This is a genomic window from Mycobacterium sp. E342, assembly GCF_001667665.1.
In the GTDB taxonomy this organism is placed as follows: Bacteria; Actinomycetota; Actinomycetes; order Mycobacteriales; family Mycobacteriaceae; genus Mycobacterium.
In genome coordinates this window covers 1-15,147 of the sequence record NZ_LZJM01000138.1, presented here as the reverse complement: position 1 = coordinate 15,147, position 15,147 = coordinate 1, and the positions used below count along the sequence as shown (strand labels likewise).

Sequence of the window (15,147 nt, the reverse complement as noted above, 5' to 3'; positions counted from 1 at the left end):
GGTGAGCGGCGGCGCGGGCAGCCGCCGATGATTTGCCCATGAATCGATCCGCATTCGGCCGGTGTATCGGCTTGCTGCGAAAGAAGAAGCCGGTGCCCCCGCCGGCGGTCGCGCTCGACGAGACACCGCCGGAGCGCAGCGTGGAGCTGTTGTGGACGGGCCCGGGCCTGGGATCCGTGTGCGGCGAAGGACACTGACGCTCGCCTAGACGCTGGGGCGGCCCGCGCCGTGCACCGCCGCGGCGATCGCATCCGCCAGCGGGTCGATCTCGTCGACCGTCAGGTCCGCGACGGTGACGCGGATGCCCGCCGGCGTGCCGATCCGAAACCGCGTGCCGGGGGCCGCCGCCCAGCCCGCGCCGAGCAGCCGGGTGATCGCAACGGTCTCGTCGGGCACGGGGACCCACACGTTGAGTCCGGAACGCGCGTGCGCCACAACGCCGCGCTCGGCCAGGGCTGCGGACAGTCGCCGGCGGGTTTCGCCGTACTGCCGCTCGGCCGCCGCGACCAGCCGCGCGGCCGCCTGATCCGACCACAGGCTGACGGCCAGGTCCTGCAGCAGATGACTCACCCAGCCCGGCCCCAGCCGCAGGCGGCCGTGCACGCGCTCGACGGTGCGGCGGTCGCCCGCGAGCACGGCCACGCGCAGGTCGGGTCCGTAGGCCTTGGACGAGGACCGCACGAACGCCCAGTTCCCGGTCGCGCCGGCCAGCGTGCGTAGCGGGGCGCCGGAAATACCCGCGCAGTGATCGTCCTCGACGAGCAGCAGGTCGTCGGCCCGGGGCGCCAGCAGTCGCCGCAGCGCGTCGGCGCGGTCGGCGGATAGCGCCGCCCCCGTGGGGTTTTGGGCGCGATTGGTGATGACGACCGCGCGCACACCGCGGGCCAGCGCACGCGCCAGGTCGGAAGGCAATGGCCCGTCGTCGTCAACCCGGACCGGCTCGGCCGAAAGCCCCAGGGCGGCAAGCAGATCGAGGAGGTTGGCCCAGCCCGGGTCCTCGACGGCGACCCGGTCGCCGGGACGCAGATGCGCGGTCAGGACGCGCTCGATGCCGTCGAGCGCGCCGCTCGTCACCGCGAGGTGCTCGGCCGGCACACCATCGGCGGAGAGCGCCGCTTTGGCGAACTCCACCAACGCCGCCGACATCGCCGGCTCCCCGTACAGCACCGGGCGGCCGGCAACGGGGCCGGGCAGCGTGGCCCCCGCGAGGGGCAGCAGGGCGGGGTCCGGATTCCCGGTCGACAGGTCGCGCACGCCGGCGGGGACGTCGAGTGCCAGGAGTGACCGCGGTGTGGTCGCCGGGCGGTGCCGCACCCGGGTACCGCGCCGGCCCGCGGTCTCGACGGCCCCGCGATGACGCAGCAGGCGGTAGGCCGCGGCGGCGGTGTTGGCGTTCACGCCGAGTCGAGCGGCCAGCTCACGGACGGGCGGCAGCGCATCCCCGGGCGCCAGGGAACCCGCCGAGATCGCCTCTTCGATGCTGGCGGCTATGGACTCCGCGCCCGTCCCGGTTATGCTGCTTTGTACTGACACGTTATCCATTATGTACTAATACGAAAGCCAGGGCCATGCAGACCGGATACCAGCCGACGCCGCGCACCACGCCCACGCGCTACCGCGAGCGCACGCACTACGACCGCGACACGGTCCATCAGATCTTGGATGCGTCGCTGATCTGCCACCTGGGCTATCTCAGCGCCGGCCGGCCGGTGGTGCTGCCGACGACGCACGCCCGCCTCGGCGAGACGCTCTATCTGCACGGCTCCACCGGCGGCGGCCCCCTGCTCGCGGCCCGCGCCGCGCCGGCTGGCCTGCCGGTGTGCGTCACCGTCACCCTGGTCGACGGGCTGGTGCTGGCGCGCTCCGCCATGCACCATTCGGTCAACTTCCGCTCGGTGGTCGTGCTGGGTGACGCCCGCGTGGTCGACGACGAGGCGGAGAAGCGGCGGGCGCTCGCCGGCCTGCTCGATCACCTCGCGCCCGGGCGCGCCGCCGACTGCCGGGGCCCGAACCCGCGCGAACTGGCCGCCACCGGCGTTCTCGCGCTCGACCTCGTGGAGGTGTCGGCCAAGGTGCGCACCGGAGGGCCGGCGGACGACCCGGAGGATTGCGCGCTGCCGCACTGGGCGGGGGTGGTGCCGCTGAGCGTGACGGCCGGGCCGCCGGTGCCGGCCGGGGACCTGGATCCCGCCACGCCGGTGCCGGGATACCTGGGCTAGAACAGCAGGTAGCGGTAGGCCGGCGAGCCGGGCTCGAGGCGTTCGACGTGCAGCTCGGTGGCCCGCATCCGCGCCAGTAGGCCGTCCAGATCGGCCGACGACGCCAGCTGAATGCCCACCAGCGCCTCACCGGTCTCGCGGTTGTTGCGCTTGATGTACTCGAACAAGGTGATGTCGTCGTCGGGTCCCAGCACCTCGTCGAGGAACCGGCGCAGCGCCCCGGGTTCCTGTGGAAAGTCCACCAGGAAGTAGTGCTTGAGGCCGAGGTGGACCAGCGAGCGCTCCAGCACCTCCCCGTAGCGCGACACGTCGTTGTTGCCGCCCGAGATGAGGCACACCACCGTTGAGCCGGGCTCGATGTCGGCGTCCAGCAGTCCCGCGACCGACAGCGCGCCGGCGGGCTCGGCGATGATGCCCTCGTTCTGGTAGAGGTCCAGCATCGCGGTGCACACCGCTCCCTCGTCGATCGTGGTGATCGACACCATGTCACCGGCGGCCGCCAGCGCGGCGTAGGTCAGCGTCCCCGCGCGCCGCACCGCGGCACCGTCGACGAACTGATCGACGTGGTCCAGCGTCACCGGCTTGCCGGCGGCCAGCGCGGCCATCATGGCCGCGGCCCCGGCCGGTTCGATGCCCAGCACCGGGGTGTTCGTCGTCCGCTCAGCCAGGTAGGTGGTGATGCCGGCGATGCAGCCACCGCCACCCACGGGGACAACCACCAGGTCGGGCTCGTTTTCCAGCTGCTCCAGCACCTCGACGGCGATGGTGCCCTGGCCGGCCATGGTGCGCAGATCGTCATACGGCGGCACCAGTGTGGCGCCGGTGCGCTCGACGTCGGCCAGCGCGGCCTCGGCGGCCAGGTCATAGGTCGTTCCGCCCACGATCAGTTCGATGAAGTCTCCGCCGTGGTAGCGGATGCGGTCCCGCTTTTGCTGCGGGGTCTTGGCGGGCACATAGACCCGGCCGTGCACGCCGAGCGTCCGGCACGCGTAGGCGAAGCCCTGCGCGTGGTTGCCCGCCGACGAGCACACCACGCCCGCGGCCAGCTCCTCATCGGACAACTGCACCAGCAGGTTGTATGCCCCGCGCAGCTTGTAGGAGCGCACCACCTGCAGGTCTTCCCGCTTGAGGTAGACGTTCGCACCGGTGATCGCCGACAACCGGTCGCTGTACTGCAACGGGGTCGGCGTGACCACCGCGGCGATCCGCTTGGCCGCGCCGTCGATGTCAGCCGCAGAAAGCGGCGCGACGCTCGGGTGGTGGCTCAGGTCGGCGGACACTGATCAATGGTGCCATGCCAGCCGATCAACTCCGGAATTCAGCCGACCGGGGTCAGCACGAACACCGGGATCTGCCGGTCGGTCTTCGTCTGGTATTCGGCGTAGTCCGGCCAGGCTTCGACGGCACGCTCCCACCAGACCGCCTTCTCGTCGCCGAACACCTCACGGGCGTCGTACTCGCGGGTGACGGCGCCGTCCTGCAGCTCGACCCGGGGGTTCTTGACGACGTTGTGGTACCAGACGGGGTGCTTCGGGGCCCCGCCGAGCGAGGCGACGATCGCGTACTCGCCGTCGTGCTCGACCCGCATCAGGGGCGTCTTGCGCAGCTTGCCCGTCTTGGCGCCGACCGTCGTCAGCACGATGATGGGTTTCCCCTTCATGTCGGTGGCTTAGGTCCCGCCCGACTGCTCGTACTTCTCGGCCTGCTCGCGGGCCCAGTTCCAAGGCGACGGCTCGTAATCTCCGGTAAGCGGCATGCCGCCAACTCTATGCCGCGGATTCGGGGGCCGCCGGGCCCGTCAGGTAGCGCGGGCTGATCGCCTACTGCCCCGATCCGGCGAACGGGCGAAGGTGGATGCGCGTCTGGTGATCGGGTGCGCCGGCCTCGCCGTCGGCATGCCGGCCGCGCGTGTAGTCGCCCTGCCACGGCACCCGCTCGCCCAGCTCAGGGTTCGCCCGGGCCTGGGCGCGGCCCAGCTCGTCACGCGATCGAAGGAAGTACTCGTGTTTGCGGCGCACTTCCTCGTCGGAGGCGATCGGCCGGATTTGCGGGGCGAATTCTTCGAGCTCGCCCCGCCGTTGCGGGACGATCATGCAGATCGGCTCGTCGATCTCGAACCGCACCGGCATCATCTTCCGCGTGATCTGCCAGCTCATGCTGAAGCTGGATGTGGCCCAGTCGGTTTCCACGATGCCCTCCAACGGGGAGACGGCGTCCTTCGGGTGGTTCGCGGGACCGCGGACCAACAGGTTGTAACCGGGCGGGGTGCGAAACAGCATCGGCAGATGCCAGGTCACGATGCCGTGACCGAAGTGGCTGAAGGGCAGGAATTGACCGGCGTCGCGCCGGTCGGGAGCGATGATCACCCCCATGCTCTCGTCGCCGCCCATCCAGGTGGCGGTGAATGCGCACGGGTTGCGCACCTCCCAGCCACTTTGGTTGGCGATGAGCATCGGCAAGCACCGGTTCGGCCAACCGTTGCGCATCTGCGACATCCAGGGCCGGCTGATGGGGGCCGGAATTATCGGCGGCGCGCCGTCTCCGGTGGTGAATGCGATCAGCGGACGGGTCTCTCCCCCGCACGTGTCACTCATCGCGGGCTTGCGGCACGGGATCGGGACGGGTCGACGCCGGTTGCCACGGCAGCGCCTATGGCCTGCCCTAACAGCGACACAGCAACAGTCATACCTTCGGGTCCCCGGCCCGGTGCCCTTCCTCATGAACCGACGGCGAACTCAGCGCGTCCGACGTTACGCCAGTATTGCGACCGAACCTTGACGGTGCCTGTGAGCGGCGCGGCCGTGTGACGGGGCCTTCGCGGGGCCGCGAGCGCCGTCGGCGGCTGTGGCTCTACGCGATGCGACCCGCCAGCACACCCTGCACTGCGCGAGCCGGTAGCTCCGACCATGGCCGCGGGTCGTGCGGCCGCGCGGACCGGTCGGCCAATGGGCGGTGCCACCAACCGACGTCGCACCACTGCCCGCTCTTGAAACCGACACCACCGAACACGCCGACCCGGGTGAACCCCATCGACTCGTGAAGGCCGACGCTTGCGGGATTGGGCAGCACAATGGCGGCATAGGCATTGCTAAATCCCTGCGCCGCAAGCAGCTTGAACAACGCCGTGTAGATGCGGCGACCATGCCCCTGCCGGTGGAGTGACCTGTCCAGGTAGAGCGACACGTCCACAGACCAGCGGTACGCGGCCCGCTCGCCATGCGGGCCCGCGTAGGCAAACCCCTTCACAACGCCGTCATCGGTGACGACCAGCCAGGGCAGCTGGACCAGGGTGGCGGTTAATCGGGATCGCATCTGGTCGACGGTCGGCGGCACGGTTTCGAAGGAGATCACGGTGTCGCGCACGTACGGCGCATAGATGCCGACGATAGCGGCCGCGTCGTCCGGCGTCGCCATTCGGATCATGAGAAGAACCGTTCTCGGTTGGCGTCTTCGTCGGGCCGGCGGTCACCGCTCATGGTGGCGCGTTGGCGATTGCCGACCATGGTCAACCTCTGCGGTCGGCCCAGCCCGGCGGAAGCTCCCCCGGGGGCACGTCGATCACCGATTCGTCGTCGGTACCGACACGCTCGAACAGCGTGATGTAGGCGAATTCGGGGACGACATAGATCGGGTAGGTCGGCTCCGCGTCGCGGTAGGCGTGCATCTCCTCGAGATGATCGTTCTGGAAACACACCGTGCGCTCGCCGTGCTGCCGAATCCATTGCGGAAAGAAGATCACGCCGTGGATGCGCCGCTTGCCGGGCATCACGTTGACGGCCACCGACGTGCCCGTGGGTTCGGTCCACGAGATTTTGTAGCTGTCGTTGTCGAGTTGCACCAGGTCCACCTCTTGGCCCTTGACCCAGCGGCCACCGACATGACCGGAATGAATCCGGTAGTCGATGGTGCGGTCGTTCTTCACATACATCTCGTAACGCCAGCCGTTGGCGTAGGTATAGATGAACCGATGTCCCACGATCCCCGACAAGTCCTGCTGCGGAATGGGATTGTCGACGGTGGTCATGGTGATATTCCGTTCGGTGGCCGGTTGGTTGGAGGGGTCGGGCACGACGTTACCGGCGTTGGCCCTCCCACACCGTGGTCGCGGCGTGCACCACCCGGCCGTGTCCGGGCAGCAGATGGGCGGCGGGGAGTTTCTCCAGCCGCTCGCGGGTGCGCGCGGCGGCGTTGTCATCAACCGTCTCGGGAGTGTGCCAGGCCCGCCCACGTGCGCTGAGAACGGCGTCGCCCGCTATCAGGCTGCGGCTCAGCGGGTTCCAGAACGCGATGCTGTCGTCCGTGTGGCCCGCGGTGGCCAGGATCAGCCAGTCGGGGGCACCGGGCAATGGCTCCGCGTCGGCGAGCGCACGGGCCGGTGGTGAACCGGACCATCGCATCCCGGCGGCGGTCCCGTACCCGGCGGAGCGGGCGCCCGAAAGCAGTCCCGCCACGCCGACCCGGTCCAGCGGCTGGTCGATCAGTGTGGGCCAGATGCGGGCGACGCGGGCCGCGCTGGGGGTGCGCGGGCGCTCGCCCGCCAGATACTTCATCGTCACCGCGGGCAGATGAATCGGTGCCGCATACTTCGCCGCGAGACGCGCGGCGCCGGCGACGTGATCACTGTGGCCATGGGTGGCGACGATCGCGTGCACATGTCCGCCGAGCCGGTCTAGAACCGGTGCCAGATCGGCTGCCGCAGAGGGCAACCCAGCATCGACGACGATCGCGTTCCCATTGTTGTGGATCACATAGCAGTTGAAGACCCACCGCGAGATCCTGGTGACCCCAAGCTCGGGCATCTCTTCGATTACCAGGCCCACCCATCGACCCTATGTCAGATTTCGTCCGCGGTAATTACCATACGGCGAAGCTACGGGTGCATCGGCGACGAGGGTGCACGCCGCCGACCTCGCGATGTAGGAGGCGAAGCGTGCCGGCGGGAACCAGGTTCGACATGCCGACATACCGGTGCCGGACGCGCGCTGACGGCGGCGCCCGACGGGCCGTCGCAACGAAGGCGGTTTACCGCGCCCCGGCCAGCGCAGCGATGGTGTTGACCCGCCGCACGGCGGTGGCGATCTCGTCGGCGAACTCGCGGCGTCGCCGCGCGATATCGAGGTCCTCGAAGCCATCCACCAGTTCGCGGTGCCGGGCCAGCCGCAACGCGGTCTTGAACAACTCCATCGACCTTGACTCGGCGCTGGCCATCCTGCGCTGCAGCTCCCACTGCTTGCCGACCTCGAGGCATTCGGTGAGAAACGCGTCCTCGTCGAATGATTCGTCGTCGTAGGCGGCCAACCGGTCGGCGACGATGTGGTAGGCGTCCAGGAACGGCCGCAGCACCAGATGCGCCAGCAGCAGGTCGGCCTTCTCCAGCAGTCCGCGCACGTCGGCCGCGCTGGCCGCCTTGCTGGTGTCCTCCACCCGCCCGATCAGCCGCACCTCGTCGGCGAGTTCCTTCTCGAACTGGGCTCGCCCCGAGAACAGGAACTCGAATTTCAGCAACTCGCGCAGGCTCAGCGCCTCGTCGCGCACGGTCGCCGGCAGTACCAAGCCCTCTACGGAGTTTTCGGCGTCTTCGACGGCGGCCAGCAGGGCCGTCTCGGCGATGGCGCGGTCGACCACGATGTGGATGGCGGTGTTGCGGTAGAACGCGGCGACCAGGTGCTGGTCGGCCCCGATCCCCCAGACCGGTTCGGTGCCGGCATCGTAGACGCTGACCACGCCGGAGGCGACGAGCTGGTGCAGCGTCCAGCGGATGGTCGAGCGATTCGTCAGGTCGGCGGCACCGGCCACGCACCAGTTGCGTGCCGCGATGTAGCTGGCCAGCGGCCGCACGGTGGCCAGCACCTCGCTGATGGACAACGATCGGTCGGCACCCAGCAGCGCGAGGCTCACCACCGCGGTAGGGGTGACCGGGGTGGCGCGGTTGATCCGGTGCTCGACGTCCAGCGCGATGCGCTCGATCTCGGTGCCCGTTCCGGTCTCCTCGGCGCGCAGCTCTTCCAGGCGCTTGCGCAGCGGGAGCGGTTCGCCGAAGTCCAGGTAGGCGCGGCCCAGCCGCTCCCCCTGCTGGCGCGCGAGCCGAACCAGGAAACGGAAGTCCTCGGGCCGCTTCGTCGCACCGTAGGCCTCGGTGGTCATCGCCTCGACCTCGTGCAGCTGGTCGTAGACGATCGACGTGGGCACCAAATACACTTCGGGGCCATCGATTTCGTCGACGGCGTCGCTGATGTAGCGCAGTATCCCGTACACCGGCGGACGCAGCTTGCCGGTCCGGGTGCGGCCCCCTTCGATCGACCAGGTCAGGTTGGCGTGGTTTTGCACCAGCTGCGCGGCGTAGGCGCGCAACGCGAAGCGGTAGACGGGGATGTCCTTGGTCTGGCGCCGGATGAAGATTGTGCCGGTGCGCTTGGCCCACGCGCCCATCGGGAAGAAGTTCAGATTGGCTCCGCCGAAAGTGAGCGCGGGCGAGAGCCGGTTGGCCTGAATCACCTCCGGCAACAGTAGGCCGTCCAGATAGGAGCGATGCGAAAAGGCAAAGGCCAGTGTCGCTTTGCGGTCCAGCTTGCGCAGCTGGGCTATCTGATCCTCGTCGACCAGCACGTCGTAGGCCCGCATGAGCCAGCAACTGAAGCTGCGCCAGGCCTTCACGGCCCGCTCGTCCAGCGACGGGGCCATCTCCCTCAAGTAGCACGCGGCCTCGGCGCGCACGCCGGGCAGGTCCCGCCCGAGCTCGTCGGCCAGTCCGCTTAGCCGCTCGTCATACCACGGCGCGGCGAGCAACTGGACGACCTCCGCCGGGTCGGTGGTCAGCGGTGTCGTCGATTCCTCGACAATGCCGGTGCGCTGCAGCAACTTTCGCACTCCCACCCGGCCGAACTCGCGGGCCGTCGCCCCCGGTCCCCGGCTCATGCCGGTTGCACCGTCGCGGCCGCCGACGGCTCGTGCACGTCCGGGTGCAGCTCGGGCGCGTAGAGCTCCTCGATCTCGCTCGCGTATTTCGTCATGATCGGCTTGCGCTTGAGTTTCATGGTCAACGTGATCTCGTCTCCACCCGGCTCCCAGAGCGACGGCAACACCCGGAAGCGCTTGATCTGTTCCACCCGTGACAATTTGGCGTTGCCCTCGGCCACCCCCGCGGCGATCCGGGCGATGACCTCCGGGTGCGCCGACAGGGCGGCCGGCGAGGTGTCGGCCAGCCCCAGCTGGGCCGCGTAGGGACCGACCGATTCGGCGTCGAAGACCATGAGCGCGGAGTTGTACGGCCGCCCGTCACCGATCGTGATCATCACGCCCACCATCGGGCACGCGGCCAGCACGGTGTTTTCGATGTTGGCCGGCGACATGTTCTTTCCGGCGGCGTTGATGATCAACTCCTTCTTGCGGTCGATGATTCTCAAGTACCCCTCGTCGTCGACCTCGATGATGTCTCCGGTGTGCAGCCACCCGTCGGCGTCGATGGCGTCGGCGGTCTTCGCGGGTTCCTTGCGATAGCCCTTCATCACCAACGGCCCACGGACCAGGTATTCGCCGTCCTCGGCAACCTTGCCCTCCATCCCGGGAAGCAGCTTGCCGACGGTGCCCAGGCGCGCGTCCCGCGGATGGCTCACCGAGGCGACGCAGCTCAATTCCGACATCCCCCAGACCTCGGCGATCGGAATGCCGATACCGAGGAAGAACGCCAGCGTCTCCCTGGGGATCGGGGCGGCACCCGACACCGCCCACCGCAGTTCGCCGAAGCCGAGCCGCTCGCGCAACTTCGACAGGACCAGCTCGTCGGCCTGGGCCCATTCGGCGGCCAGCTCGGCGGACACCGGGTCACCGGCCAGGAGCGTGGCGGCGCGCTTGCCGGCCACCGACATCGCCCACTGCAGGGCCTGGCGCTTGACCTCGTCCGCCTCGTTGCTGACGGCGAATTCGATTCCCGCCTTGAGCTTTTCCCACACGCGCGGGACGCCGCCCCATACCGTGGGCCGGACGTCGGGCAGCGCGGCGGCGATGGCGCGGACATCGGAGACGACCGTGACCTGGGCACCGAACACTTCCAGGCCGTACAGCCCCATCACCCGGTCGGCGATGTGTGCCGTCGGGAGGTAGGACGTGACCCGGTCGCCGTATTGGGAGGGCAGGACGCTGTTCAGGGCATACGCCTCGAACAGCAGATGGTCGTGGGTCATCTCCACGCCCTTGGGATTTCCGGTGGTGCCCGAGGTGTAGATGAGGGTGACGACGTCGTCCGGCCGCACGGCCCGCCAGGTCTCCTCGAAGTCGAAATCCGGCTGCGCGGCGGCACACACGTCGTCGACCGACATGGTGCCGGGCGGCGAACCGTCGATGCAGACGATGTGCTCGATGGGGGCGCCGCTGGCGCGGATGCGGTCGACGTACTGCTCCTCGCAGATCGCGACCTTGGTGCCGGCGTTGTCGAACAGGTAGGTCAACTGCTCGGCGGGCAGCGTGTTGTACACCGAAAACGAAGTGGCGCCGAGGTGTTGGGCGGCGATCTCGAAGGGATAGAACTCGATCCGGTTGGCCATCATCAGCGACACCGTGTCACCCCGGCCCACCCCCAGGCCGGCCAGTCCTGCGGTGACCTTCCGCACCTGCGCCGCAAGCTCACCCCACGTCATGGTCTGCATGTCGCCGGGGGTCCGAAGCGCGACGGCATCCGGCTCGATCGACGCGGTGCGCTGGAACGCCTCGCACAAGGTGACCGGGCGCTCGGGTGTCGTCATGTGTGTGAGCGTACGTGCGTGGGTTGTGGCGCGGAACACATCACGCGGTATCGGGGCGCCAGAGCTGCAGCGTGCTCGAGATGCCGGCGGGCAGTTCCAGCAGTTCGATGGGGGTGCCGTCGGGGTCGTAGATGAAGAACATGCGCACGCCGCCGATATCGACGGGCGGTTCGGCCCGGACGTCGGGGTGCTCGCGCCGGACGGCGTCGAAGGTGGCGTCGAGGTCATCGACCCGGAACGAGACGTTGGTGTAGCCCAGGTGCGGCCCGCTCGGGCACTCGGGCACCTCACCCAAGGACAGCAGTTCGACCATGGCGGCGCCGATCAGCCCGCCCACCATGCGACCCTGCTGCGCCGCGCCGCCGGTCACCGAATCCAGGCCGGCACCGCCGAGCTCGACGTCGAAGACGACATCCATGCCCAGCACCGCGGTGTAGAAGGCCAGGGAGGCCTCGATGTCGGAGACGCCGATGCATACGTGGGAGAAGTTCTGCACGGTGATGGTGGCTGGCCGGCTCATGGAAACTCCTTCGCTCAGGCGGGCACGGCGGTATGAATGCCACACGTGCACGCGTCAATCGACGGACACGTGCAGCGCATACCCCACTCGATGACGGCGCGCGCCCGGGCCAGCGACTCCATCTGCGCGTCGATCTCGGCGAGTTTGGCCTCGGCCAGCGCGCGGCTGGCCGGACGACCCGGCGCGTCGTCGGCGAACAGCAGCTGGATCTCCTCCAGCGCGAAGCCGGCGGACTTGCAGAGCCGGATCACCTCGAGCCGGGCCAGCACCGAGTCGTCGTAGCGGCGCTGGCCGCCCAACCGTCCCGGGGGCGGCACCAGCCCGATCTGTTCGTAGTACCGCAACGTGGTCGCCGCGACCCCGGCCCGGCGCGCCACGTCGCCGATCGTCAGCATCGGGCCTCCTTCGGCGTTTGACTTAGAGCCAACTCTAAGTCGTTGACTGGGGCGATGCACACACATTCACTCGATGGGCTGGGCGCGGCGCGCTACGCGCTGCTGCGATCGTTCCGCCGCGACGGCACCCCCGTCGACACCCCGATCTGGTTCGGGCGCGACGGCGACGCGCTGGTGTTCCGCACCAAGGTGGGGCCGAAGACGAGGCGGCTGACCGCGGACCCCGGCGTCGAGCTCACCGCGTGCGACTACCGCGGCCGGGTTCGGCCGGGCGCTCCGGCGGTGGCGGGCCGCGCCACGCTCCTCTCCGGCGCCGAGGCCGAGCGGGCCAACCGCGTGTTGCGCGCCCGGTATGGCTGGCAGTGGAACATCGTGCCGCTGATCAAGGTCCCGGGAGTCACCAATGTCCACCGAGACCTGTGCGCGCGCGAGAAGCTGGCCCGCGCCCGTGACCGTAGCGTTTGGCCTGACAGCGTCATCGTCCGGGTGGAGGTGGCGTAGTGGCGCCGATGCCAACGGGCATCGGGCTGGTTGCCGACAAGTCACCTCTTTGCGCGCCGTAGGTACGGGGGTGATGGAGACTAGGGTCGCGAGGTTGGCGGGGTCGTCGGCGCGCCGGCCGGCGGCGAACCCGGACTACCAGTACTGGGAGCGCCGGTACCAAACGGCGACGGGCCCCAGCCCGGCTCGGGGCCGGACCCATACGGCCCGTCGTGCCAGCCCGGGCCATCGTATGCGGCATCGGAGCCCCAGCAGTCGGAAGATTGACCGCCTATGAGGTATCCCAGCGCGAAAATGGCGCCGGCAATGACCACACCGCCAACGGCGATTCCGACCCCTGCAGCGATCCGATAGATCCTCTGCGATGGCTCAGCACGACCGACCATGCCGCTCTCAACTCTCGTCGTCGCGGATTGCTCTCGCTGCGTGGCTGTTTCGTTCATAGACCCAATCGTCGTGGCTTGTGCCGAAGATGGCGATCCGCCAGGCGACGATTCTTGTCATCCGAATGGATGCACAAGTAAGCCGAGCGGCCTCGGTTGCACCTACGGCGATCCATTTCCTCCGATGCGCAGGGAATTGACGAGATCGCGGTAAAGATCATCGGTGGAGAGCAACTCAGGATGTTTACCCTGAGACCGAATTCGACCGTCGTGCATGACAACGATCGTGTCCGCGTCGACAACCGTCGAAAGGCGGTGGGCCACAGTTATAACCATCCGTTCGCGTGCCTGCTCGCGAACGCATGACTGGATCGCGGCTTCGGTCAGCCCGTCGACGTGTGCGGTTGCCTCATCGAGCAGGAGTATCTCTGAGGGCCGGATGATTGCGCGCGCGAGAGCGATGCGCTGCCGTTGGCCCACCGAAAGTGGTGAAGAGGTGAGGTCGGTGTCGAGTCCATGCTCTAGAGCCGCGATGTCTTCGGCAAGCTGAACTTTCGCCAACGCCTTCTGCAACTCGGATTCGGACGCATCCTCATGGGTAAGCGTGAGATTGTCGCGGATGGTTCCCGGTATTACTGGGACCTCCTGCTCGACCAGGGCCATGCGTTGGCGGATCTCGGCATGTGTGTACCGAGAGTAGGGCTCGCCCAGCAATAGCACTTCGCCTTCCCGCGGCTCCAGGAAGCGCATGATCAACGACAAGACTGTCGTCTTTCCGGCACCCGAGGGGCCCACAATCGCCAGCTGTCCGGTACGCGGGATGACCAGGTCGAGACCCCGCACAATGTGTCGCTGCCCACCGTAGTCCGCGGTAACACAACGAAATTCGATTAGCGGCGGCGCATCGATGCGCTCGACGCCGTCTCCGAGGGGCGCAGAGGTGGAATCGGCCTCAGTGTCGAGTGCCTGGACTTCCAGCATCCGGCCCGCCGCAGCGATTCCCGATTGTAGTGTCGAAACATTGACCGACAGTTCGGTAACCGGGTCCATCAGACCAAACGCGTACAACAGGAAGGCGATGAGGCTGGAGAGTGTCATCGCGCCCGCGCTTACCCGCGATGCTCCCACGGCGACAACGACGATGATCGCGAGATCCACCCCGGCCCAGGCGATCGTCTCGGCAATCGCCTTCCTGCGTACGGCGCGGATAGCATGACGGCTAGCCTGCTTGGCGGCGCCGATCACGCGATCAGCCTGGCGGTCCTCTGCGCGGCTGGCTTTCACGCTGCGAATTGCTCGAAGCGTGCCCTCCAATATGCCGCCGGCGTGCGCGAGATGGCTCTGGGCCGTCTGCTGCTCGTCAGCGATGCCCGGCATCAGCAGCATGAAAAGCAATGCCACCAGGGAGATTGCGGTGAGCGTGGTCACCAGCAGCGCGGGATCGAGCACGCCCATCAGGATCAGGGTGCCGACCATCATCACAGTTCCGTTGATCAGGGCGACCACGCTCGTCGAAGCGGCGTCGCGAAGCAGCACGGAATCGGAGGTGACCCGGGCCACGAGCTCACCCGCTGGTCGGCTGATCAGAGTCGGCACGGTTACACGAACAAGCCGCTGCACCAGCGACTTTCGCGCGCCAAGCACGATGCGCTCGCCGACGGTGCCGAGCAGCACCATCTGGACACACCGGATCGTTGCGCTGAGGGCTAACAACCCGGCAAGTGCCGCCACCGGACCCCTCAGTGATGCATGGCCGCCGAGGGTGTCGAGAACCGATTTGGTGATCATCGGCGTCGCCAGTCCCGCAGTTGAAGCCAGCAGGCCGAGAAGGAGGCCGGCCAGCAGCGCGCCGCGATGGGGTCTGGTCAACGACCAGAGCAATCCCAATCGTGTTCGGCCGCACTTTGGACCGGCGGCTGCTACATGGTTTTTCGACATTGAAGAGGGCTCAGATCAGCGGAGGTTGCGACGACGCCGGTCCATGCTCAGCTCCAGGTGCACAGCACCGGGGCTCCGACGTCCGACTGCCGATTTTGGCGGATCGCTTTCTTGCACGTCGCGTCGATGGATCACGAGACCCGCGCCGTTACGCGATGAATACATTCCTCAATCGGACCGCGCCGGCTGTATCGCATCCAAATCCAGGAGGCGACAACGGCAATGGCGGCGAACGTGCAAAAGCTCAGCACCGATTCGCCCGTCGGGGGTGGACTGGATCCGCCGTCGCGCGCTGCCATATCCAGGGCCTCTATGGCGATGAGGTGGCCGACATACACGGTCAACGACATCGACCCCATAGCGACCAGGGGCGCGACAGCGCGCGGGATCCGATTCGCCACCGAGATGCAGCACGCCACCACGATGATCGCTATGCCTAGACCGCCGAGAATC

15 protein-coding genes and 1 pseudogene are annotated in these 15,147 nt (G+C 68.1%); 3 read left to right on the top strand and 13 right to left on the bottom strand.

Annotated features, from left to right (window positions below):
* The first annotated feature begins 38 nt into the window (after positions 1 to 38).
* Positions 39 to 197, top strand: coding sequence for a hypothetical protein (locus tag A5692_RS28970; RefSeq protein ID WP_156765993.1), 159 nt, complete (start codon positions 39 to 41; stop codon positions 195 to 197).
* A gap of 7 nt (positions 198 to 204) precedes the next feature.
* Here A5692_RS28970 and A5692_RS08830 read toward each other — a convergent pair whose 3' ends face one another.
* Positions 205 to 1,533, bottom strand: coding sequence for an aminotransferase class I/II-fold pyridoxal phosphate-dependent enzyme (locus A5692_RS08830; RefSeq protein ID WP_068054887.1), 1,329 nt, complete (start codon positions 1,531 to 1,533; stop codon positions 205 to 207).
* Between the two features lie 35 nt (positions 1,534 to 1,568).
* On the opposite strand from A5692_RS08830, the gene A5692_RS08825 reads away from it, so the two are divergent.
* Entirely contained in the window at positions 1,569 to 2,219 is a 651-nt protein-coding gene (locus tag A5692_RS08825) for a pyridoxamine 5'-phosphate oxidase family protein (protein ID WP_068054705.1), read from the top strand.
* Here A5692_RS08825 and ilvA read toward each other — a convergent pair.
* From ilvA to A5692_RS08775, 10 genes and pseudogenes are all read right to left on the bottom strand, one after another.
* Entirely contained in the window at positions 2,216 to 3,499 is a 1,284-nt protein-coding gene (ilvA, locus tag A5692_RS08820; RefSeq protein ID WP_068054702.1) for a threonine ammonia-lyase, read from the bottom strand. The genes A5692_RS08825 and ilvA overlap by 4 nt on opposite strands.
* Positions 3,500 to 3,537: 38 nt before the next feature.
* Positions 3,538 to 3,975 (bottom strand): annotated as a pseudogene (locus A5692_RS08815) (nitroreductase family deazaflavin-dependent oxidoreductase).
* Positions 3,976 to 4,039: 64 nt separating this feature from the next.
* A complete protein-coding gene (locus tag A5692_RS08810) occupies positions 4,040 to 4,813 on the bottom strand; it encodes a DUF6065 family protein (RefSeq protein ID WP_068054701.1) in 774 nt (257 codons plus the stop codon).
* Positions 4,814 to 5,069: 256 nt separating this feature from the next.
* Complete coding sequence (locus A5692_RS08805; protein ID WP_068054885.1) at positions 5,070 to 5,633, bottom strand: arsinothricin resistance N-acetyltransferase ArsN1 family B; 564 nt, start codon at positions 5,631 to 5,633, stop codon at positions 5,070 to 5,072.
* A 91-nt stretch (positions 5,634 to 5,724) separates the two neighbouring features.
* Positions 5,725 to 6,243, bottom strand: a complete 519-nt coding sequence (locus tag A5692_RS08800; protein WP_068054882.1) for a phenolic acid decarboxylase — start codon at positions 6,241 to 6,243, stop codon at positions 5,725 to 5,727.
* A 49-nt stretch (positions 6,244 to 6,292) separates the two neighbouring features.
* On the bottom strand, positions 6,293 to 7,039 hold the full coding sequence (locus tag A5692_RS08795) for an MBL fold metallo-hydrolase (RefSeq protein ID WP_068054700.1): 747 nt from the start codon (positions 7,037 to 7,039) through the stop codon (positions 6,293 to 6,295).
* A 202-nt stretch (positions 7,040 to 7,241) separates the two neighbouring features.
* Positions 7,242 to 9,134 carry a lysophospholipid acyltransferase gene (locus tag A5692_RS08790; RefSeq protein WP_068054697.1) on the bottom strand — a complete coding sequence of 631 codons (1,893 nt, stop codon included), beginning with the start codon at positions 9,132 to 9,134 and terminating at the stop codon, positions 7,242 to 7,244.
* Positions 9,131 to 10,957, bottom strand: a complete 1,827-nt coding sequence (fadD11, locus tag A5692_RS08785; protein ID WP_068054695.1) for a fatty acid--CoA ligase FadD11 — start codon at positions 10,955 to 10,957, stop codon at positions 9,131 to 9,133. Before fadD11 ends, A5692_RS08790 begins: the two co-directional genes overlap by 4 nt.
* A 40-nt stretch (positions 10,958 to 10,997) precedes the next feature.
* A complete protein-coding gene (locus A5692_RS08780) occupies positions 10,998 to 11,477 on the bottom strand; it encodes a VOC family protein (protein ID WP_068054693.1) in 480 nt (159 codons plus the stop codon).
* A 14-nt stretch (positions 11,478 to 11,491) separates the two neighbouring features.
* On the bottom strand, positions 11,492 to 11,872 hold the full coding sequence (locus A5692_RS08775) for a helix-turn-helix domain-containing protein (RefSeq protein ID WP_068054691.1): 381 nt from the start codon (positions 11,870 to 11,872) through the stop codon (positions 11,492 to 11,494).
* Between the two features lie 54 nt (positions 11,873 to 11,926).
* On the opposite strand from A5692_RS08775, the gene A5692_RS08770 reads away from it, so the two are divergent.
* Positions 11,927 to 12,373, top strand: a complete 447-nt coding sequence (locus tag A5692_RS08770) for a PPOX class F420-dependent oxidoreductase (protein WP_068054688.1) — start codon at positions 11,927 to 11,929, stop codon at positions 12,371 to 12,373.
* Between the two features lie 545 nt (positions 12,374 to 12,918).
* Here the strand turns inward: A5692_RS08770 and A5692_RS08765 are convergent.
* Together A5692_RS08765 and A5692_RS08760 are read right to left on the bottom strand one after the other, a co-directional pair.
* Entirely contained in the window at positions 12,919 to 14,625 is a 1,707-nt protein-coding gene (locus A5692_RS08765) for an ABC transporter ATP-binding protein (protein ID WP_231984245.1), read from the bottom strand.
* Between the two features lie 200 nt (positions 14,626 to 14,825).
* Positions 14,826 to 15,147: DUF418 domain-containing protein (locus A5692_RS08760; RefSeq protein WP_197514400.1), on the bottom strand; the 322-nt coding region annotated here is incomplete at its 5' end.